Origin of the sequence: Nostocoides japonicum T1-X7, from assembly GCF_001046855.1 — a bacterium.
Taxonomy (GTDB): Bacteria; Actinomycetota; Actinomycetes; order Actinomycetales; family Dermatophilaceae; genus Nostocoides; species Nostocoides japonicum.
The window spans coordinates 1,112,677-1,133,540 of record NZ_HF570958.1; the positions used below are offsets into that span (position 1 = coordinate 1,112,677).

The 20,864-nt window shown below is 68.1% G+C and carries 15 protein-coding genes and 1 pseudogene; 7 read left to right on the top strand and 9 right to left on the bottom strand.

Translation table 11 applies throughout. The features are described 5' to 3' along the window. Positions 1-368 precede the first annotated feature (368 nt). Positions 369-1,322 (top strand): acyl-CoA desaturase, encoded by a 954-nt coding sequence (locus BN12_RS05120; protein ID WP_048550621.1) that lies wholly within the window; start codon positions 369-371, stop codon positions 1,320-1,322. A gap of 85 nt (positions 1,323-1,407) precedes the next feature. Further along, a complete protein-coding gene (locus BN12_RS05125) occupies positions 1,408-2,010 on the top strand; it encodes a TetR/AcrR family transcriptional regulator (RefSeq protein WP_083454930.1) in 603 nt (200 codons plus the stop codon). A gap of 4 nt (positions 2,011-2,014) precedes the next feature. Here the strand turns inward: BN12_RS05125 and BN12_RS05130 are convergent, their stop codons facing one another. Then, positions 2,015-2,818 (bottom strand): methyltransferase domain-containing protein, encoded by an 804-nt coding sequence (locus BN12_RS05130; RefSeq protein ID WP_048550626.1) that lies wholly within the window; start codon positions 2,816-2,818, stop codon positions 2,015-2,017. Positions 2,819-2,992: 174 nt separating this feature from the next. On the opposite strand from BN12_RS05130, the gene BN12_RS05135 reads away from it, so the two are divergent. Beyond that, positions 2,993-3,490, top strand: coding sequence for a MarR family winged helix-turn-helix transcriptional regulator (locus tag BN12_RS05135; protein ID WP_048556020.1), 498 nt, complete (start codon positions 2,993-2,995; stop codon positions 3,488-3,490). Positions 3,491-3,647: 157 nt separating this feature from the next. Here the strand turns inward: BN12_RS05135 and BN12_RS05140 are convergent, their stop codons facing one another. Next, positions 3,648-4,202, bottom strand: coding sequence for a helix-turn-helix domain-containing protein (locus BN12_RS05140; RefSeq protein WP_048550628.1), 555 nt, complete (start codon positions 4,200-4,202; stop codon positions 3,648-3,650). Between the two features lie 67 nt (positions 4,203-4,269). Between BN12_RS05140 and BN12_RS05145 the strand changes: the two genes are divergently transcribed. The 3 genes from BN12_RS05145 to BN12_RS05155 all read left to right on the top strand — a co-directional run bounded on the left by BN12_RS05145 (position 4,270) and on the right by BN12_RS05155 (position 6,863). Next, on the top strand, positions 4,270-5,832 hold the full coding sequence (locus BN12_RS05145) for an FAD-dependent oxidoreductase (RefSeq protein ID WP_048550630.1): 1,563 nt from the start codon (positions 4,270-4,272) through the stop codon (positions 5,830-5,832). Positions 5,833-6,006: 174 nt separating this feature from the next. Beyond that, positions 6,007-6,363, top strand: coding sequence for a PadR family transcriptional regulator (locus BN12_RS05150; protein ID WP_083454931.1), 357 nt, complete (start codon positions 6,007-6,009; stop codon positions 6,361-6,363). Beyond that, positions 6,360-6,863, top strand: a complete 504-nt coding sequence (locus tag BN12_RS05155) for a hypothetical protein (protein ID WP_048550634.1) — start codon at positions 6,360-6,362, stop codon at positions 6,861-6,863. Before BN12_RS05150 ends, BN12_RS05155 begins: the two co-directional genes overlap by 4 nt. A gap of 28 nt (positions 6,864-6,891) precedes the next feature. Here BN12_RS05155 and BN12_RS05160 read toward each other — a convergent pair. Continuing rightward, positions 6,892-7,395: pseudogene (locus tag BN12_RS05160) on the bottom strand (ABC transporter ATP-binding protein); the annotation flags it as partial. 37 nt (positions 7,396-7,432) lie between these two features. Between BN12_RS05160 and BN12_RS05165 the strand changes: the two are divergent. After that, the gene (locus BN12_RS05165) at positions 7,433-8,989 is read left to right on the top strand and encodes a recombinase family protein (protein WP_048550638.1); all 1,557 of its coding nucleotides are present in this window, start codon (positions 7,433-7,435) and stop codon (positions 8,987-8,989) included. Positions 8,990-9,147: 158 nt separating this feature from the next. On the opposite strand, the gene BN12_RS05170 is transcribed toward BN12_RS05165, so the two are convergent. From BN12_RS05170 to BN12_RS24990, 6 genes are all read right to left on the bottom strand, one after another. Further along, positions 9,148-12,714, bottom strand: a complete 3,567-nt coding sequence (locus tag BN12_RS05170; protein ID WP_048550640.1) for an SIR2 family protein — start codon at positions 12,712-12,714, stop codon at positions 9,148-9,150. A gap of 523 nt (positions 12,715-13,237) precedes the next feature. After that, positions 13,238-16,264 (bottom strand): hypothetical protein, encoded by a 3,027-nt coding sequence (locus BN12_RS05175; protein WP_053079956.1) that lies wholly within the window; start codon positions 16,262-16,264, stop codon positions 13,238-13,240. A gap of 201 nt (positions 16,265-16,465) precedes the next feature. Then, a complete protein-coding gene (locus BN12_RS05180; RefSeq protein ID WP_048550642.1) occupies positions 16,466-18,259 on the bottom strand; it encodes an ABC-F family ATP-binding cassette domain-containing protein in 1,794 nt (597 codons plus the stop codon). 104 nt (positions 18,260-18,363) lie between these two features. Then, positions 18,364-19,299 (bottom strand): 4-(cytidine 5'-diphospho)-2-C-methyl-D-erythritol kinase, encoded by a 936-nt coding sequence (locus tag BN12_RS05185; RefSeq protein ID WP_048556022.1) that lies wholly within the window; start codon positions 19,297-19,299, stop codon positions 18,364-18,366. A 130-nt stretch (positions 19,300-19,429) separates the two neighbouring features. After that, the gene (gene rsmA, locus BN12_RS05190; protein WP_048550644.1) at positions 19,430-20,311 is read right to left on the bottom strand and encodes a 16S rRNA (adenine(1518)-N(6)/adenine(1519)-N(6))-dimethyltransferase RsmA; all 882 of its coding nucleotides are present in this window, start codon (positions 20,309-20,311) and stop codon (positions 19,430-19,432) included. A gap of 30 nt (positions 20,312-20,341) precedes the next feature. Continuing rightward, positions 20,342-20,864 (bottom strand): L,D-transpeptidase (locus tag BN12_RS24990; protein ID WP_048550645.1); only part of this gene is annotated, 523 nt, incomplete at its 5' end.

Genomic DNA, 20,864 nt, shown 5'->3' on the forward strand with positions numbered 1-20,864 from the left:
ACCACGGAAAGCCCACACCTGCCGAAGCGGCCCGCGGCACGTGCGGGGTTGTCGTGGTTGCGGCGCCGTTCCGACCACGGAAAGCCCACACCTGCCGAAGCGGCCCGCGGCACGTGCGGAGTCGTCGTGCGCGCCGAGCGGCAACCTCCCGCACGTGCCGAGAAGATGCCGCCGGATCGGCTCCTGGACAGCAACAACTCGGCACGTGCGGGGTTGTCGTGCGCGCCGAGCGGGCCTGAGCCGGCCTGAGCCGGCCACCGACTGGCCACCAAACGGCCACTGAGCGGCCACCGCTCAACGGCTGGACCCTTACGCTCCCGCAGGTTACGCTCGCGTAGGTCAGCGCCGACGGAAGGACCACGCCTGCCATGACCACCACGAGCACACCCGCATCGGAGGGGACCCAGCGCGGGGCGCCCGCCGAGGCCCCCATGGAGAGCAAGCGTCGCGGTGAGCAGGTGACGCTCGGGATCTTCATCGCCGTCCCGTTCCTCGCCCTCATCCTCGCGATCCCCTTCGCCTGGGGATGGGGCCTGACATGGGTCGACCTCGGGCTGGCCCTGGTGTTCTATGTCGTCTCCGGTCTCGGCATCACCGTCGGCTATCACCGCTACTTCACCCACGGCTCGTTCAAGGCCAAGCGCGCCCTGCGGGTCGCCCTCGCGATCGCCGGGTCGCTCGCCATCGAAGGGCCGGTCATCCGCTGGGTCGCCGACCACCGCCGCCACCATGCCTTCTCCGACCGCGAGGGCGACCCGCATTCGCCATGGCGCTACGGCGAGACCGTCCCGGCCCTCATGAAGGGACTGTGGTGGGCGCACGTCGGCTGGCTCTTCGACATCGAGCAGACGCCCCGGACGAAGTACGCTCCGGACCTCATCGCCGACCCCGACATCACCACGGTCGACAAGGCGTTCCCCGCGCTCGTCCTCACCTCGCTCCTCGGCCCGGCGGTCCTCGGCGGGCTCCTGACGTGGAGTCTCTGGGGAGCGGTCACCGCGTTCTTCTGGGCTTCCCTCGTGCGGGTCGCGCTGCTCCACCACGTGACGTGGTCGATCAACTCGATCTGCCACGCGATGGGCGAGCGGCCCTTCGCGTCGCGCGATCGATCGGGCAACGTGTGGTGGCTCGCGATCCTGTCCTTCGGCGAGTCGTGGCACAACCTCCACCACGCCGACCCCACGTGCGCGCGCCACGGGGTCGACCCCGGCCAGGTCGACATCTCCGCCCGCGTCATCTGGGCCTTCGAAAGACTCGGTTGGGCGTGGGACGTCCGCTGGCCGAAGGAGAAGCGCATCGAGGCGCGCCGCATGACGGCGTGAACCGACGGGTGTCGGACCGGATTGGCAGAATGACCCGGTGAGCAAGGATCAGACGACTCCCGCCAAGGTGCCGTCGCGCGCGCGGATGACGGGCAAGGAGCGTCGTGAGCAGCTCATCGAGGTCGGCCGGAAGCTCTTCGCCGACAAGGGATTCGAGGGCACGAGCGTCGAGGAGATCGCCGCGGCCGCAGGCGTGTCCAAGCCGGTCGTCTACGAGCACTTCGGGGGCAAGGAGGGCCTGTATGCCGTCGTCGTCGACCGCGAGATCGCGGCCCTTCTCGGGTCGATCACCAACGCGCTGAGCGCCGACGGCGGCAGTCACCTGCTCCTCGAGCAGGCTGCCCTCGCCCTCCTGGACTACGTCGAGAACTCGACCGACGGCTTCCGGATCCTCGTGCGCGACTCCCCGCCGGGACAGACGACCGGTTCCCTCGCGAGCCTCATGTCCGATGTCGCGAGCCAGGTCGAGTACATCCTCGTCGACGCCTTCAAGCGCCGGAAGCTCGACGCGAAGATGGCCCCCCTGTATGCCCAGATGCTCGTCGGCATGGTCGCGCTGACCGGACAGTACTGGCTCGACTCGCGCAAGCTGAAGAAGGCCGACGTCGCCGCCCACCTCGTCAACCTCGCCTGGAACGGCCTGGCCCACCTCGAGCCCAAGCCAGTCCTCTCGACCCCCGTCCGCTGAGACGTCAGGCCCTGCGGTGGGCCACCGCGAAGACCCGGCGGAACGGAAGGATGACCCCGACCGAGGTGCGGGGATAGGCGGCGGCGAGCGCGGCGGCATACGGCTCGATGAAGGCCCGGCGCTCCTGCTCGTCGGTGAGGAGGTCGAGGACGGGCCGCAGCCCGGTGCCGGTGACCCACTCCAGGACGGGGTTCTCCTGCGCGCCCTCCGGGTCGAGGACGTGGAGGTACGTCGTCTCCCACGCGTCGACGTCGCACCCGAGGCGCGCGAGGATCCGCAGGTACGTGGACGGCTCGGCGGATCCGGCGCGTTTGAGCGCCGCTTCGAGCTCGCCGGATCGGGTATGCCGCGTGGCCACCTCCCGCATGAGCGCGTGCGAGGGCGCGGTGAAGTTCCCCGGGACCTGGAGGGCGAACCAGCCGTCGTCGGCGAGCGCCCCCACCCATCGGCCGAGGAGGTCGAGGTGGCCCGGCACCCACTGGAGGGTCGCGTTCGTCACGACGAGGTCCGGCGCGGCGCCGAGGGATGCCGGATCCCACGTCGCGAGATCGGCCTCGACCCACTCGACCCGCCCGTCCGCGTCGAGCTCCCGGGCGGACTGGAGCATCTGCGGCGAGCTGTCCACGCCGACGACGCGCGCGTCGGGCCAGCGCTCCGCGAGCCCGAGCGTCAGGGGACCGTTGCCGCAGCCGAGGTCGACGACGAGGCCCGGGCTCGCGGCGCCGACCTGCGCCATGAGGTCGCCGAACGGGCGGCTTCGGGGGCCGGCGAAGCGGGCGTACTGCGCGGGGTCCCATCTCGTACTCATCGGTGGCCTACCTCCTCAGGTATCTCGATATCAAGATACTTGATGCGGAGTATTGTTGCCACCATGCCCTCCGATGCCGGCTCCGAGACGGCCGCTCGGCTGTCCCGCAGGGGCGCCGGGACGGGCGTGCAGGAGTCCACGGGCACGCCGCCCCGTCAGGACGACGACGCCGGCATGCCCGGCGAGCACGACGACGTCGACCGCATCGTCAGCGCGTGGCGGCGCGAGCGGCCGGACCTCGACGTGACACCGATGGAGGTCCTGTCACGGGTGTCGCGGCTGTCCCGTCGACTCGACCTCGCGCGGGTGTCCGCCTTCGCCGAGCACGGCCTGGAGGGGTGGGCCTTCGACGTCCTGTCGGCGCTGCGCCGCACCGGCGCGCCGTACGAGCTGTCGCCCGGCCAGCTCGTCCAGCAGACGCTCGTGACGAGCGGCACGATGACCAACCGCGTCGACCGGCTCGTCCGACGCGGTCTCGTCCAGCGCAGCCCCTCCCCGCACGACCGGCGTGGTGTCCTCGTGCGCCTCACACCCGAGGGTCTCCGAACGGTCGACGCCGCGATGTCGGATCTGCTCTCCCGTGAGCAGGTCCTGCTCACCGAGCTCCCGCTCACCGACCAGAAGGTCCTCGCCGCTCACCTGCGCCGGCTGCTGCGCCCTCTCGAGGGCTGATGCCCCCGGCGTCCGGTGGCGCTCAGACCCCGATCGGGTGCCAGACCGCCAGGACCCAGCCGGCGAACCGGCGGATCCGCATACCCGATGGCGCTCAGACCCCGATCGGGTGCCAGACCGCCAGGACCCAGCCGGCGAACCGGCGGATCCGGAAGGTTCAGTCCGCCGTGTGGGTGTGGATGCGGGCGCCGGTCTCGTTGAAGATGCTGAGCACCTGCGCGGGCCGGCCACCGGCGGCGGACATCGCGTGCGGGGTACGCGTGTCGAACTCGGCGGCCTCGCCGCGACCCAGGGTCAGATCCTGCTCGCCCAGCCGCAGCCGCAGCTTCCCGGTGAGGACATAGAGCCACTCGAACCCGTCGTGCACCCGGAGCTCGGGCAGCTCGGTGAGCACGGGGTAGGTGATCCGGTAGGTGAGGATCGGCGAGCCCTCCGGGGCGAGCGGAGCGATGACCAGACCGTCCCGTCGGATGACCGGTCGACGCACCCGGGGATCTGCCGTCTCCTGCGGCACGAGGTCGTCGAGTCGGATCCCGAGCCGCCGGGTCACGGGCAGCAGCAGCTCCAGACTCGCCTGGCGCTTTCCGGACTCCAGCCGCGACAGGGTGCTCGCGGACATGCCCGCCGCCGAGGCGAGCGCCTCGAGGGTGAGCCCGCGCGACTGTCGCACGGCCCGCAGCCGCGCCCCGACCAGCTCCATCTCATGGCCCATGGCCGACTCCTTGCCAAATCTGCAAACTAGTTTGCGCTTCTGACATTGTGCCGCACATGCTTCGTCCATGACAGCTGACTCCTGGGACGTGATCGTGGCCGGCGGCGGACCGGCGGGGCTGTCGGCAGCCCTCATGCTCGGCCGCTCGCGCCGGCGCGTGCTGGTCGTCGATGCGGGCAGCCCCCGCAACCGCTTCGCCGCGCGTGTGCACGGCGTCCTCGGGCAGGAGGGCGTCCCGCCGGGCGAGCTCCTCGACCGAGCCCGCGCCGAGGTCGAGGGCTATGGTGTCGAGCTCGTCGACGGCGCGGTCGAGCGGGTCGAGCGCGAGCAGGGCGGCCTGCGGATCACGACCACCGACGGCACCGTGCGGTCCGCCCGCGCGCTGGTCGTCGCGACGGGGCTGAGCGACGAGCTGCCCGAGATCCCGGGGATCGCCGAGCGATGGGGCGTCACCGTGCTGCACTGTCCCTACTGCCACGGCTGGGAGGTCCGCGACCAGCGGCTCGCCGTCCTCGTCACCTCGCCGCTCGGCCTCCACCAGGCCGAGCTCATCCGCCAGTGGAGCGACCGCGTCACCGTCCTCACCGGAGGAATCGGGCCACTGGGCCCCGAGACCGAGCAGCGGCTGCGCGCCCGGGGCATCGGTGTCGAGCCCGAGCCGGTCGCCGAGATCCTCGGCGAAGGCCCGGCCATCGACGCCGTCCGCCTTCGCGACGGACGCGAGGTGGCGGTCGACGCGATCTTCACCGCCGGAGCGCCGCGACCGCACGACGGGTTCCTCGCCGCGCTCGGGCTGGACCGGAGCGAGACGCCGTTCGGCTCGTTCCTCGCGGTCGACGACACGGGCCGGACGAGCGACGACCGCGTCTGGGCGATCGGCAACGTCGTCAGTCCGATGGCGAACGTGCCCATGTCGATCGGTGCCGGCGCCTTCACCGGGGGCGCCGTCAACGGTGCGCTCGTCACCTGGGACGTCGAGGCCGCCCTGCGGGACGCGATGGCGTGGCCGCAGGTCACCTCCGCCGACTTCTGGGAGGAGCGGTATGCCGGCTCCGACCGGGTCTGGTCGGGCCGGGTCAACCAGGCCCTCGCCGACATCGCCGGCACCCTCTCCCCGCGACGCGCGCTCGACCTGGGCTGCGGGGAGGGCGCGGACGTCATCTGGCTCGCGCAGCACGGCTGGGAGGCGACCGGCATCGACATCTCGCCCACGGCCGTCCGGCGCGCCGCGGCCGCCGCGGAGCAGGCCGGTCAGAACCCCGGCCACGCTCGGTTCCTCGCCGCCGACCTCTCGGCGGTGCCCGCCGGTGCCTACGACCTGGTGTCCGCGAGCTTCCTGCACTCCCCGGCGGAGCGACCGCGCGAGGAGATCCTCCGCGAGGCTTCCGAGCGCGTCGCCCGGGGTGGGCATCTGCTCATCACCTCGCACGCCGCCCCTCCGCCCTGGGCGGACGCGCCGGATGGCCATGAGCACCACTTCCTCGACCCGGCGGAGGAGCTCGAGCAGCTCGCCCTCGACCCGAGCACGTGGGACGTCATCCTCGCCGAGACCCGCCCCCGGGAGGCCATCTCGCCCGACGGCGAGCCGGCGACCCTCGATGACGTCGTCGTGCTCGTCCGCCGCCGCTGACCGGCGCGTCCGCGACGAGGGCGGCATGGGTGTCCGTATGCCTCCACGTCCTCGCCGCGGACGCCCGGACACCGAGGGCATTCGCATCGGCGGTGTGTCCCTTCCCATTGGTCGGCAACCGGCCGATGCCAGCTCTCTTGCCCGACAAGATAGTGTGGGACTAGCATGTCTGACATGACAGTGGCGGCCTCGCGTCGAACGGAGCTCCTTCGGGGGGTTCTCGACCTGTGCCTGCTGGCCGTCATCAGCGAGAGTCCGGCCTACGGCTACGAGATGACCAAGCGCCTCGGAGATCGCGGGCTCGTGCGCGTGGGCGAGGGGTCGATCTATCCGTTGCTGGGCCGCTTGGAACGTGACGGTCTGGTGGAGACCTATCGGGCACGGAGCAGCAACGGCGGCCCCCCGCGCAAGTACTACCGGCCGTCTCAAGCCGGACGTGTCGCGCTGGCCATCGGTCTGCCCGAGTGGCGGGCGACACGAGACGCGGTGGACGCGGTGCTCGCATCGGCAAGGATCGAGGGAGCGTCATGAATGACTTCGCCGAGCAGTGCCGTCGCGAGTGGAGACGCCTCGGCGTCCCCGACGAGCTCGCCGACGAGATGGCACAGGACCTCGCCTCCGACCTGGAAGAGGCAGCGGCTGAGGGCCTCACCCTCGAGCAGTATCTCGGGACGGGAGCGTCGGACGCCCGCTCGTTCGCGGCATCCTGGGCAGCCGAGCGCGGCGTGGGCACAGCGCAGCAGGCACCAGGCGTCGCTGCTCGACGGCCGCGCTTCCTCTTGCCGTTCACCGTGTTCATGCTGGTCGTGCTGGTCGTCACCGCCCTGCTTCTCGCAACAGGACAGCCGAAGCTGTCCCTCATCCGATCGAGGACGACGTCGACCGGCATCACCAGCAGCCAGGTTCTCCACGCGACGAGCGCTGCGGCCCCGGTCGAGTGGATCCTGCTCGTCGTCGCCCTCGCCGCCCTGGCCTTCGCGACGTGGACCTGGCTGAGTTGGCGCCGCGCACGCGCCACGGCACTCGCGTGACCCGACTGCGGGACCGGCGTCGCGCTGGCTATTCGAGGAGCTCGCCGAGCTCATACCAGCGGCTCTCCAGCTGCTGCTGCTCCGCCTCGAGCGCGCCGATGCGCTTCATCTCGGCCCCGAGACCGACGTAGTCGGACTGGTCGTGGTCGACGAGCGCTGCGCGAGCCCCGTCGATCTGCCGCTGGAGCTTCTCCAGGCGCCGTTCGATCGATGCGAACTCCTTCTGCACGGCGCGAAGCTCCGCACCCGTCAGCGCCGGCCCCGAATCCGCCGTGCTCCCCGGTGCCGACAGCGCTGCGCCGCGGCTCTCGGCGGCGCGTTCCTCCATCGCCCGCAGGCGGAGATACTCGTCCACGCCACCGGGCAGATGCCGCAGGTGGCCGGCGAGGATCGCGTACTGCTGATCCGTCACCCGCTCCAGGAAGTAGCGGTCGTGCGAGACCACGAGGAGGGTGCCGGGCCAGGAGTCGAGCACGTCCTCGAGCGCAGCGAGCATGTCGGTGTCGAGATCGTTCGTCGGCTCACCCAGCAATCAGGAACCCCCTACACCAAGGGAGCACCTGGTTGCCATGAAAACGCAAGCACTCACACGACCGACCGACGATGAGGTCAACGCTCTCATCTACACCCGCGCCTCGATGGATCGCCAGTACCTCATGCGATCCACCGACGATCAGGAGACGGACTGCCGTTCCTGGTGTGCTCAGCAGACGTGGCGGGTTGGCAAGGTCATCACCGACGCCAACCGCTCGGCTTCGCAGTGGCGCACCCGCGAGCGTGAGGGTTTTGAGGAAGCCCTGCGCCTGATCGCGTCGCGGCAATACGACGCCTTCGTGACCTGGGAGCCGTCCCGCGCGGGTCGCGAGCTGCTGGCCTACGTCCAGCTCCGCGCCGCTTGCCAGGAGGCAGGCGTGCTGTACCTGACGAAGGGTCGCGTCTATGACTTCTCCCGCAGCGACGACGCATTCATGATGGGGCTGGAGTTCCTCACCGCGGAGAAGGACGCCGCGACCATCCGCGAGCGCCAGCTGCGCACGGTGAGGTTGAACGCGCAGAAGGGGCACCCGCACGGCCAGCTGCCCTACGGGTACCGGCGCGTCTACGACACCACCACCGGGGTGCTGCTGCGGCAGGAGATCGACCCCGTCCAGGCGGACCTCATCCGCACCGCGGTCGAGGAGATCATGCGCGGCGTCCCCGTCAACCGGATCATCACCCGGCTGAACCGGGAGGGTGTGCCGACGCCGAAGAAGCCCACCAGTGACCACTCGCGCGGGTGGATGAACGCGACGCTGCGGCAGATCATCAAGAACCCCACCATCGCAGGCCTGCGCGTCTACCGGGGCGAGATCATCGGGGACGCCGACTGGCCCGCGATCCTGCCGGTCAAGCAGTGGGAGGAGGTCAACCAGATCCTCAACGATTCCGCCCGCCGCGTCCGCTACGTCGAGGAGAACAACCACAGCCACCCCAGATGGCTGCTGTCCCACATCGCCAAGTGCGGCTACTGCGGCCGCCCGCTCGTCCGATTCCTCGGCGTGATCCCGCGCAAGGACGGCAGCGTGCGCAACAACTACGCCTGCCAGCACACCGGCTGCCGCAAGATCAGCATCGACGTCGAACGCACCGACACCTACGTCACCGCCACCCTCATCGGCTGGCTCTCCAACCCAGAGAACCTCGCCATCCTCTCTGACCCCGAAGAACAATGGCTCGACCGCGTCAAGGAAGCCCAAGCCCTTGTCGCCGAGCTCCGGCAGCGCCTCGATGACGCCGCGAAGGAGTATGCGGAGGGTCGGATCAGCCTGTCGATGCTCTCCAACGTCGAGCAGCGCCTCACCCCGCAGATCGAACAGGCCAGCAAAGCCGCCGTCCCGCCCGTGACCGACGAGAACCTAGCCGCCCTCCTCGAAACCGACGACATCGAGACCGCCTGGAACGACCTCGACCTCGTCGAACGGCGCCGACTCCTGAAGACGCTGCTCGACATCCGCATCGAGAAGGCACCCCAAATGGGCGGCAAGTTCGACTTCGGGCGGATCAAGATCGCGCCACGATTTAGCCCAACAAGCACACATCATTGGCAGCGGGTCCACCGCGAGACGGAGGTGGTTCGATCTGCCTAACGTACGTTGCCGTGTCATGCTCTGCGATTGCAGAACTCACGGAGTACAGATGTAGCGATCGCCGCCTGTCGTGCAGTAGTAGCCCGATATCGGATTAGTGCACCCGCGCTCATCCGAGCTTCCCCGGGGAGGTCGAGCTTCACTGCGTGAGGTCGTCTTCACTCGGCATCGAGAAATCCCCTCTCTGCCGCCGCTTCGACCAGCGGCTGGGCGACGGTATCGCCGACCGCTCCGCGTATCGTCTCGACCAGTTCCCGCACGCGGTAACTCACCATGTAGTCCGAGCCGGTCGTGCTCCGGACCCGCTCGGCGAAGAAAGCAACGAGCTCACGGCCATAGGCGGCGAGGACGCCATCCGGAAACTCCCGATTGAAGAACTGCTCGCCGAGACCGATGCTGTGCCCGCCGAGAAGCCTCGCGGCGGCAGGGACGAACTCGCCTACGACAGGAACGACGTCCGCCCAACGTGCAAGCTCCTCGGCCGACGCGACCCGCGGCTGGCCGCCGAGGCGGCGTTCCAAATGCCTGCCGAGCCACCGGCGCCACACCTCAGCGCCGTCGACGCCGTCTTCTCGGAGGAATTGGGCGACCGCTTCGGCGAAGCCGGCGGCATGCGAACCGCCTGACGCGAGCACTGTCTGATCAAGCAGGTGTCTCCGGTCGGTGCTCGTGATGCCTGCGTATGACACCACGGAGGTGATGAACCCCAGGAAGATGTGATGCAGGGTTTGGTCTGGCAACTCGTCGAGACGGCTGAGCTCAGCGGCCATGCTGTCGAACAGGCCGGCTGCGAGGATCCGGTCATTCCACCTGGGATGGTGCAGGAACGGGTTCCAGCCGAAGGCGTGCCGCTGCGGGTCGTTGAAGAGCGGAAGCAGGTGCGCCGCCGCGAAGTCTGCGTCTGCGGCGAAGTAGAAAAACAGTTCTCCGGCAATTGCGGGCTGAGTAGCATCTAGCGCGTCTTTGTTGCCGTCGAGCAGCTCGACGAGCGCGTCCGACTCCTCGTCACTGAGTCCAGCCCACTCCTCGCGCGAGTGTCGCCAGCGACGATCGACCTCACTGTTCCAGTACTGTGCCACGAACCCCGGCCACGAGTTCAGATACAGCGGCGCGAACGATAGGGGGGTCGAGTCTTCTCGATGCACGAATCCTGTGCCCTGCTCGCGCCAGAGTGCTCGCGCCAGCTCACGCATGGATGCGAGCACTGGCGATTCATCTGCATCGATCTGCTGTCGAATCTGATCAAGCAGGAAACGCCCGATCGCATAGGCGGAGTCCTTGTCCGCCAGCAATGCGCTGAGGCGCTGGACGGCTCCGAGCCCCGAATTTCCGAGGTGGGCTTTCCCCCAGCCTTCGGCAATCGCGCGCCACAGGCCGACCTGCTTCTCGTCAAGGTCGTCGCGACCGAGGACGGCGTCCCAGAGCTGCACGCCAAGGTCCGGGCGCTGCTCAACAGCCTGCTGCACGAGCCCAAGTGCATCTCGCCACTCGGGCTGACCGAAGTCGCGTTCGGAGTAGTCGTGGGACAGCAGTTCATCGAGTGCAGCGCTCACGTTCTGAGCGAGCGCCTGAATAAACTCCTCGATGTCCATCGGCGGCTTCCCGCCCCAGGTCCCGCTTGTCATCCAGGTGTCGAAGTCTGGATGCTCTCGCACCCCGAAGCCCGGATTCTCTGTCTGGGCGGCATCGAACGCGGTTTGCGCCTCTGCCCAGTCAGGGTCGGCCTGCGTTAGCCATGCGAGCAAGTTGTACTTCGCGTAGGCGAAGTGGCGGTCGCGATCAGGAACCTCTTCGGGGTAGTCCGGTCCAGCAGCGGCTGCATCCAAGACCCGCTGCTTGAGCGACGGCGACGCAGTACCGACCGCGGCGGCGAGTACCTGGTAGGTCTCGTGCTTCAGATCGTCTGCGTAGAGCCCTGTGCGATCGAGGAGCCACGAGAGCTTGTCGTCCGCACTCAGTTCCTGATCGTTGGCTACCAGATGCAGGGCCAGGCGTTGCATGAGTGCTCGGTCGAGGTTCCACCATCGATCTGGCAGGTCCGGCCAGACGGGCAGCGTCTTGATCCCGTATTCGCGGAGGCCGTCGATGACCGCATCGAGGGGCTCCCGCAGTTCGTCCTGGTGATGTGGCTCGATCGCGGATCGGTGATGCGTAAGCGGGTCCCAACCTCGCTCGCCGTGATAGGCGTCGAGCAGGTCGTATGCCGCGATGATGGAATCCTCCAGGATGCCGCCGAGGGAGCGATCTCCAGGGTCGGATGCCTGCACGACGAGCAAGACTTGCTGGGTCAGCGCGTAGTCCTTCGAGTTCCAGGCGACCTTCGCATCGGGCTGGATCGTGCGCTCTGCGGACTCGTCGACGAACCACGGCCGCTCCAGCTTGAGGAACGGCCGCAGCGCCGTCCGCAACACCGCCAAGCTGGGTGCCGTCGCATCGGGAAGGAACGGCATGAGGAGATCGGTTCCGAGCGGCGCCGACTGTCCATAGATCGACGTGGCGAGGAGTGCCTGCCACCGTTCTCCGGCAGACGCATCTTGCTTGCTTAGGTCGTTCGCGAACCAGGTGGTGGTCCGGTACAACGAAGCGGTCATCGACTGCCCGAGTCGTTGCACGGTCTGGAGGGCCGCACCGTTCAGCGTCGTCGACTCGATGAAAGTCCTTGCGAACCAGTTGCCTAGGATCGCCGTGGCGTCCGGCACATCCGGCGGCGAGAACAGGGCTCTGAACTCAGGGAGATCCTCCAGCCATGTCAGCCATTCGAGTTTGGCTTCGTCAGGCAGTGATCCCGCCGCAATCGCGAAGTCCCGGGCGCCGTCTGTAGTTCGGAGACGATCATGGAGGTAGTCGCGGTCGGGCAGCGGCAGCGCAGTTCCGCCGCCGATGATCGCCTGCACGCGCGACCGGTGGTCGGTCTGCCCCATCTTGGCCCGGTCGGCCCACGCGGTAAGCGCCGCCACGAGCGCTTGATGATCGCGCCCGACCACCGGGTAGGTGATCGGCCGGATCCCTAAGTAGCCCCATTTGCTGTTCGTCGGGTCGCTCGTGAACGCGAACCGTTTGGAGGCCATGGCCTTGCCGCTCGAGGGCAGCCCGAGCGCGAGGTATCGCATAATCACGTCGTCATGGCTATAGCCGATGAACACCACTGTGAATCGATCGAACATGGGGAGGAGGAACCGTGCTGCCCACGCATCGGTGATGTATGCGTGGCCGAAGTCACGGTCGGTGAGGATCATTTCCTCCTTCGGGCGCCGTACCGAGCCGTGCAGGTGGACGAGCCCAGCGAAGTCACGCCCGAGGGGCAACGCCGGAGCGTACCAGGTGTCTGGAACCGTGATCGACCCCCCGCCTGCAGCAGCAGCAAGGTGATCGTCGTAGTTGGTCGTCACCACGCGGAACGCTCCTCCGATTCCCGCGAGGTCGACAATCGCACTATGGAGCGGATTGAATCTCGACTTCGGATTGGAAATCAGGGCGTGCGCGTGGTCATGCGCGTCAAATCCCTGTGGCAGCGACTCCAACTGCCCAATGAAGAAGTCCAGTCCGCCGCGCTTCGAGAATGGGTGCGATGCCAGCCGCGCCAGCTTCTTCGCGAGGCCGTCAAAAAGGGGAAGGCTCGAAGGCTTACCCAGCGAAGCCCCCGCACCGACGAAGAACACGAGCTCGCCGCGCTCATGGGCGTCGAGGATCTCGTCGGGCAACTCGACGTCGCCGGTAATCCACATCAGGCCACGACCTCGGTGTCGCTGCTCCGCACGTTCACCGACGCGACCCCAGGGCACCGTGGAAGATTTCGAAACAACTCGCCGGGGAGGCCGTGGGCCATGCAGTAGTCCGGACGAACGCCACGTCGTCTCCTTGCATCCTCTGTCTGAGCGTTCCGATGTCGCTCACTGACTACAAGTGTCCCGCAGCCCGGCGACGGCGTGCCAACTCATCAGTGCGCCATCTGAGTCTCTGGCTGATCACGCGAAGAAATCCACAAAGTCGCTGGTCAACGACCGCTTCTCGAGAAAAAGTGAGGACGACTGCGGCGAGCACCACATGTCATAGGTAACGCGCGAGCCGGAGCGCCCTAACCCCGTTGCATCTGTCGCTGTCGCGGGTTCGTGGTCAAATGGCGACGTGGCGAGTCAACCCCAATCGCAGGCTGCTACCGACCTGATTGCTCAGCGAGCAGTATCACGGGTCGGCTTGTCTATCCGGACGCTCCGGCTTCGCGGCACCCTACTGATCGCCTGGAACCCGCTACGCCACCGGGATCTCGAACGGGTTGTCGTGAGGGACATCGTCCTCCGCGAAGTGGTACCGGCGAATTAGCAGATCGCGCAGGATGCCGGATCCCAGTGTTTCGCCTCGAACCTGGATCTTCCAGTTCCTCGCCACGCTTGCGGTCTGGACGAAGAGGTTGTCGTCGAGGTGATCGAGAACGAATTGGACCGGCAGTCGAGGTTCAGATTCGGTCTCGGGGCGTGTGGCAAGCTCGCGCATCCGCTGGGGACTGATCGTCATGGGGTTGATCGCTTCGCGCTGCACTCGCCAGTTCAGGCCGACATTGACGAACGTCACGAGAATCTGCCAGTCGAGCCACCCGTCGGCTCGAAGCCGTTCGACCGCGTCCTGTCCTCGAGGGTCTTGGAGGAACACTGCAAGTGATCGGTCCCAGCTCTTAGCCGTTCGGTATCGCTGCTCGATCCGTTCGAGTGACTCAGCCCGGTTGTAGTCGGGGCCTTCGTGAGTCGACGCCGCCAATACGTCGTGGCTGGAGGGCGTGAACGCGTCCGACGACGGTGGTCGAGTGGCTCCTGCGCAGCGGTCGTAATGCTCGTCACTCAGAAGACCCGCCGACTCGTTGTACGGACGTCCCATCAAGACCTTGTGCGAGATTCCGTCGCGACCTAGCAGGTCGAGGAGCGCCATGAGATCATCTCGCGGGCGCGCATGCACCTCGCCAAGAAGCTGGATGCACGTAGAGACGATGGATCGAGAGATCTCGTCAAGATCCGTGGTCGAGTCAGACCAAGTAATTCGTCCCGAGATCTCGTCGCCGTCGTCTTCGAACTGCACGTCGTCCTCCGCATGCGAAGCACCGCGAACCGTGTCGACTCTGATACGAGCTGCCGCTCTGATGACCACTGGATCGAAGCGTGCAACATCTGCAAGGAAGACCTGGAAGGCCGCGACGACTCCCTCTGCCGCCAGGACTGAGGTGTGGTTGTTGTCGAACGTGAAGGCCCACCGCACGCCGAGGGCTTCGAAGTCGATGGTGCGCGTGTCGCCAAGGTCAGCTAGAACAGGACCGGCGAATTGCTCACGTGCGAGCTCCTGGAATCGTTCCTCGTCGAACGGCATCGCTGCGTCGGGGTGAGCGGCTTGCTCCGCAAGCAGCTCGTATGTGCCCGTGCGCGGATGCGCGTCACGGAACAGGGGCTCGACGTCTGGCCAGAAGGCACGAACGGCGACATACTCCATGAGCTCGTTCGCATGGTGGCGTTCCAGGTCGGGGTGCTTGGAGAAGTCGAAAGCGTCTGTGGCCAGCGAGTTGTGGGCGAGGAGTGTGATCTCAGTCAGGGCCGCCGCATCAACCCAGCAGCCTGACACTTGTGCGGCTCGGGCGGCTTGGAGAAGTGCCTTGGGGACCTGAGTCTTGACATCGTCGTCGGGGCTTTGATTAGCGATCATCGCAGCACCACAGGCGTACATCTTCGCGGCGTAGGTCAAGCGCAGATCGAGGTAGATCTTCGCGATGTAGCGCGAGACAAGCACCGCGCCGTACATGAGGTCCCCGTGGAACCACCGGGCCTTGGCGGTGTGCAGTTCGGCGAGCGCCTGGAGAGGCTGCCCGGCGTTCTCGAATGAGACTGCGCGGTCTCGGCATCGTTCGGCGATGGCGGCATCGCCCTGAACCTCCGCTGTCCGAGCGTCGAGCGCGTCCCGCACTTTCACATAGCTCGGATGGGCCGCGACCGCGGGTGCAAACATGGTGAAGAGTTGGCTGAGACTGCTTGCCGAGTAAGGGCGTGCTTGGGGCAGGAGATCAGTGAGGTCGTCAAGGTATTGCATTGCGGCATTCAGATCGACTATTCCGTCTGCGAACGAGGCATCCACCTGCACTGGATCTAACTTCACGCCGGCATGCGCCGCTACCTCAGCCATTGGTGGGCGGAATCCTCTATCCTCTGCCTGTTCCCACTTCACTTGCAGGTGGAGATAGGCGAGGGTGCCCGTCAAGGATGCGGATCGAACTGGGTAAGTCGCTCGGTCTGTGGCAGCAAGCTCTGCGGTGATGTGCTCCCGCAGTCGGTCCCTCGCTGCCGCGATCTCGGATGCGGTGGCGGTCGCTACGCCGGCGATCCACATGTTGCCCCAGTAAGTGACGAGTGTGACTGCATCGTCCAGGATGCTCGCGTGGTGGCTTAACAGGGCATAGCTCACGGCCCGACGGATCAGGCCTTCGCTTGTTCCTGCGACGCCCATGCCTCGGAATCGTGCGACTGAGATTTCATAGCAGGCGCGGAACACAATTTCGTCGTCGGGGTGCCGACTGAGGAAGGCGCCCATGAAGTCGAGCCACTCGGGGAGGTCGGCGTTGGCGACTTCATCCCATGTGGCAAATCGGAGAGCAGCCGTGATTTCCCCCTGTGCCGCAGGGGTGAGCGCGGCCGGGCCACCGTTGCGACGCAGAGCCTCTCGCAGCTCGTCGTACCACTCCGGGACAGCGTTCTCGGGCTCGGGCACCATCGCGGCGGGCACCCCGAGGTAGTGCTGCGCCGCCCAGACCAGATCGGGCTCAGCGAGGATCGTGGCGACCTTCATTCCGCTGTACACGTCCAAAGTCACGCCGTAAGTGGTCCGCGCAGTTTCCTGGACCTCGTGCGTGACCGCTTCGGGAATAGATTGCACGCTGAAGAACGCGACAAGGTCAACGGGTGCCGCGTTCTCCGCGCAGATGCCTGCGAGGTCGTCCAGGATCTTATGCTTCAGCCCCGTCTTCTGCACCGTGCATGCTACGACCACAGGTGACGTGGAGGCGGAGGCGGCGAACCCAGCAGCATGCGGAAGCTCGTCGGGGATGCGGGTCGTGTAGCTCTCGGCGTCTCGCTGCTGGTCTCCGCCGGCACTGACGGGTCCATTGGCAACGAGGATGTTGGCGCTGATCCGTTTCCGCGCGATTCGCGTGGCGATGGTCTCGAACGCGTGGTGCTCGTTGCGCTCGCTGAGCTGCGCAAGGCGGAACGAGATGTACGCCTCGAGTTCAGGGACCATGCTGCTCATGAACCAATCATCCCGGGTACGAGTGGGCATGGTCGCCGACGCCTCCGGTGCGGTCAAAGACGCCCACGGTGGTGCAGCACGTGCCGTCACCTCAAGCAGCTGCGCTTGAGATATATGGCGCATCTTCTCGACGCGCTCAGTTCGTAAAGCCCCAGAACGCACCTGCATCTGTCGTTCTAAGCTCCGGTGAGCCGTTCCCAATCATTCCAATAGGGCAGACAGCTCTAACCATCGCTCTTCGAGGGTGGACGCCTCGCCGTCCAGCGCGGTGATCTTCGCCATCTCGGCACCGAGGAGCTGGTAGTCGGATTGGTCGAGCTCGGCGAGCTTCGTGCGGGCATCCGCGGCCTGCTGCTGCAGCTTCTCGACGCGGCGCTCCAGGGAAGCGAGCTCCTTCTCGGCGGCGCGCTGCTCAGCCCCGGAAAGCACGGAAGATGGCTTTTGATCTGGGGTTTTTGTCGGTGACACCGGCGCCGCATCCGACGCGGCTCGAAGCTTCAAGTACTCGTCGACGCCGCCCGGCAGATGCCGCAGATGCCCGTCGAGCACGGCGTACTGCTGGTCGGTGACCCGCTCCAGGAAGTAGCGGTCGTGCGAGACCACGAGGAGGGTGCCGGGCCAGGAGTCGAGCACGTCCTCGAGCGCAGCGAGCATGTCGGTGTCGAGATCGTTCGTTGGCTCGTCCAGCACCAGCAGGTTGGGCTGGTCGAGGAGGATCAGCAGCAGCTGGAGCCGCCGCTTCTGCCCGCCGGAGAGATCCTTGACCGGCGACGAGAGCTGCGCGCTCGCGAAGCCGAGGCGCTCGAGGAGCTGCGACGGAGTGAGCTCCGTCGCCTTGGATCCCGTGCCGACGGTGTACGTCGTGCGAAGACGTCCGAGGACGACCCGAACCGGCTCATTCGCGAACGCGTCGAGCTCATCGAGCCGTTGGGACAGGGTTGCGACCTTGACCGTCTTGCCACGCTTGACCCGGCCGACCGTGGGCTGCACGGATCCGTCCACGAGTCCGAGCAGCGTCGACTTGCCGGCACCGTTGACGCCGAGGATCCCCGTGCGCTCGCCCGGGGCGATGCGCCACTCGACGTGCCGCAGCACCTCGTGATCGCCGAAGGACACCCCGGCGTCGAGGAGGTCGACGACGTCTTTGCCGAGCCGGGTGACCGCCAACGACTGCAGGGAGACGGTGTCCCGCAGCGGCGGCACATCGGCGATGAGCGCGTTCGCCGCATCGATGCGGAACCTCGGCTTGCTCGTGCGAGCGGGCGCCCCGCGCCGCAGCCAGGCGAGCTCCTTGCGCGCCAGGTTCTGGCGGCGCTGCTCGGACGCCGCGGCCATCCGGTCACGCTCGACCCGTTGCAGGATGTATGCCGCGTAGCCACCCTCGAACCGCTCCACGATCCGGTCGTGCACCTCCCACATCGCGGTGCAGACCTCGTCGAGGATCCAGCGGTCGTGGGTCACCATGAGCAGCCCGCCGGCGTTCGCGGCCCACCGGCGCTTCAGGTGCTCCGCCAGCCAGGTGATCGCCTCGACGTCCAAGTGGTTCGTCGGCTCGTCCAGGGCGAGGATGTCGTGGTCGCCGGCCAGCAGCTGCGCCAGCGCGACGCGGCGCCGTTGCCCGCCGGAGAGGGTCCCGAGCCGGGCCTGCCAGTCCAGGTCGCCGAGCAGGCCGGCGACCACATCACGGATCCGGGCATCGCCCGCCCACTCGTGCTCGGGGAGGTCGCCGACCACCGCATGCCCGATGGTCTCTGCGTCGTCGAGCGTGTCGCCCTGATCGAGCACACCGACCGTGACACCGCCGCGAACCGTCACGCGGCCGGAATCCGGGTCGCGCCGTCCAGCGAGCACCGCGAGCAGGCTCGACTTGCCATCGCCGTTACGACCGACGATCCCGATTCGGTCGCCCTCGTTGACGCCGAGCGTCACCGAGTCGAAGACGACCTTCGTCGGGTACTCGAGGTGAACGGCCTCGGCCCCGAGCAGATGCGCCATCTCGCTACCGCGCCGGGCGGATCAGCGCGTCCGCCCGACGCCGAGGGACCCGCATCGAACGCGGGACGAGGCGTGGACGGCCCGCGGGGACGAGGTGCATCACGTCAGTGGACGCGAGCGGCCGGCAGGACATGTGCCCCGTGGACGGGCCCGGAGGCCCTGCGGACGTCGGCCGCGAGGCCGGAGGCGGTGAGGGAGACGGCGAGGTCGATGCCGGCCTCCTTGTCCTCGACGAGGAAGGCGATCGTCGGCCCGGACCCGGACACGATGCCGCCGAGCGCGCCCATCCCGAGTCCGCCGGACAGCACCTCCGCGAGGTCCGGACGGAGGGAGAACGCCGCCTCCTGCAGGTCGTTCTCGAGGACGGCCGCGAGGGCGTGCGGGTCGCCGCTGCGCAGCGCGCTCATCATCGCGGGCTTGGCGGCCGGCATACCGACCGGGACGTCGCCCCGGAGCCGGTCGCACTCGGCATACACGGCAGGGGTCGACAACCCGAGGTCGGAGAGGGCGAAGACCCAGTGGAAGACGCCATGGGTGAGGACGGGGGCGAGCAGCTCACCCCGGCCGGACCCCATCGCCGTGCCGCCGCCGACGAGGAACGGCACGTCGCTGCCGAGCTCCCGCGCGATCTCCTCCAGCTCCTCCTTGTGGAGGCCGAGGTCCCACAGCGCGTCACACGCGACGAGGGCACCGGCTCCGTCCGCGGACCCGCCGGCCATCCCGCCCGCGACGGGGATCTCCTTGCGGATCGCGAGGGCGACGGGCTCCTCGATGCCGTTCTCGCCGGCGAGGAGGCGGGCGGCCCGCAGGGCGAGGTTCGTCTCGTCCGTCGGCACGCCGTCGGCATACGGTCCATCGACGGCGACCGACCATTCCGCGGCGGGCGTCACCGTGACGTCGTCGTAGATGCCGACGGCCTGGTACACCGTCGCGAGGGGGTGGTAGCCGTCCTCGCGCGGTGGGCCGACGAGGAGCTCGAGGTTGACCTTCGCGGGGACACGGACCGTCACCGGGGCGGGCTCCGTCCAGGCCGAGGTCACGTTCGCCACCCTATAGAGCCCTCGGTGACCTCGACGGATCGGTGTCCCCTGCGGCCTCCCCGTCGCATTCTCCCCGCATTCCCCCTCGCACGTGCCGAGTTGTTGCTGTCGAGAGCGCCCAGGGACGACATCAACTCGGCACGTGCGAGGACGAGGAGCGGGCGGCGGCGATCGCGGCGAAGGCGGCGACATCGAGCCGCTCACCACGCGTCCGCGGGTCGACGCCGGCGGCACGGAGGACCTCCTCGGCGCGGGCCGGGGAGCCCGCCCAGCCAGCGAGGGCGGCCCGGAGCGTCTTGCGGCGCTGGGCGAAGGCCGCGTCGATGCACGCGAACACCTCCTCGCGGCTCGCCGTCGTCGGCGGTGGCTCACGGCGGACGAGCGAGACGAGCCCGGAGTCGACGTTCGGCACCGGCCAGAAGACGCCCCGGGGCACGGTGCCGGCGAGCCGCACGTCGGCATACCAGGCGGCCTTGACGCTCGGTACGCCGTAGGTCCGCGACCCCGGCCGCGCCGCGAGCCGCTCGGCGACCTCGAGCTGGACCATGACGAGGACCCGCTCGAGGCTCGGGAACCGCTCAAGGAAGGACAGGACGACGGGGACGCTCACGTTGTAGGGCAGGTTGGCCACGAGGGCCGTCGGTGGCGGGCCGGGGAGCGTCGCGAGGTGGAGCGCGTCCGCGTGGACGACGGTGAGCCGGTCGGCGAGCGCCGGGGCACGTTCCACGACGGTATGCGGGAGCTCACCGGCGAGGACCGGGTCCACCTCGACGGCCGTCACGTGGCCGGCGGCCGGGAGCAGGGCCAGCGTCAGCGAGCCGAGGCCGGGGCCCACCTCGACGACGGAGTCCGCGGGCCCGACGCCGGCCACCCGGACGATCCGGCGGACGGTGTTCGCGTCGACGACGAAGTTCTGGCCCCACGCCTTGGTCGGGCGGATCCCCAGCCGGTCGGCGATCCCCCGGACCGCGGAGGCCCCGAGCAGCGCCTCCGCCTCGGCAGGCTCGACCATGCCGGCGAGCCTATCGAGGGCGGACCGGCCTCAGCGGACCCGCACCTCGGTCCCGACCTTCGCGAACGCCCAGACCGCCTTGGCGTCCGCCGGGGTGAGCCGCTCGCAGCCGTGGGAGTGGTAGGCGTCCGAGCCGATGGTGTGCAGCGGCTGGATGTAGACGTTCCCGTTGCGCACCGGGTCCTCGTGGAAGCCGATGGCCGTGTGTCCGGGGATGGGCCCGTAGACGACGAAGTGGTTGAGGGTCCACCAGTGTCCTTGGTCGTATGCCGCGTCCTGGCGGATCTTGTCCGTCACGTGATAGGTGCCGACGGGGGTCTTCCAGTCCAGGTCGGAGGTCGGCATGGCCCGCACGAGCCGGCCGTCCCGGACGAGCAGGACGGTGTTGGCGCTCTTCTTCCACATGATGTAGGTGCCCGGCTCGATCCGGATGCCGCGATACGTCCCGGGGGCCTGGCGACTCCACGGCGTCCCGCGCGCCGTGGACGGCGCCAGGGCGGGCGGCTCCGACGTCGCAGGCTCCGCGGCCGCCCCGTCGGACGGCTCGGCGGCC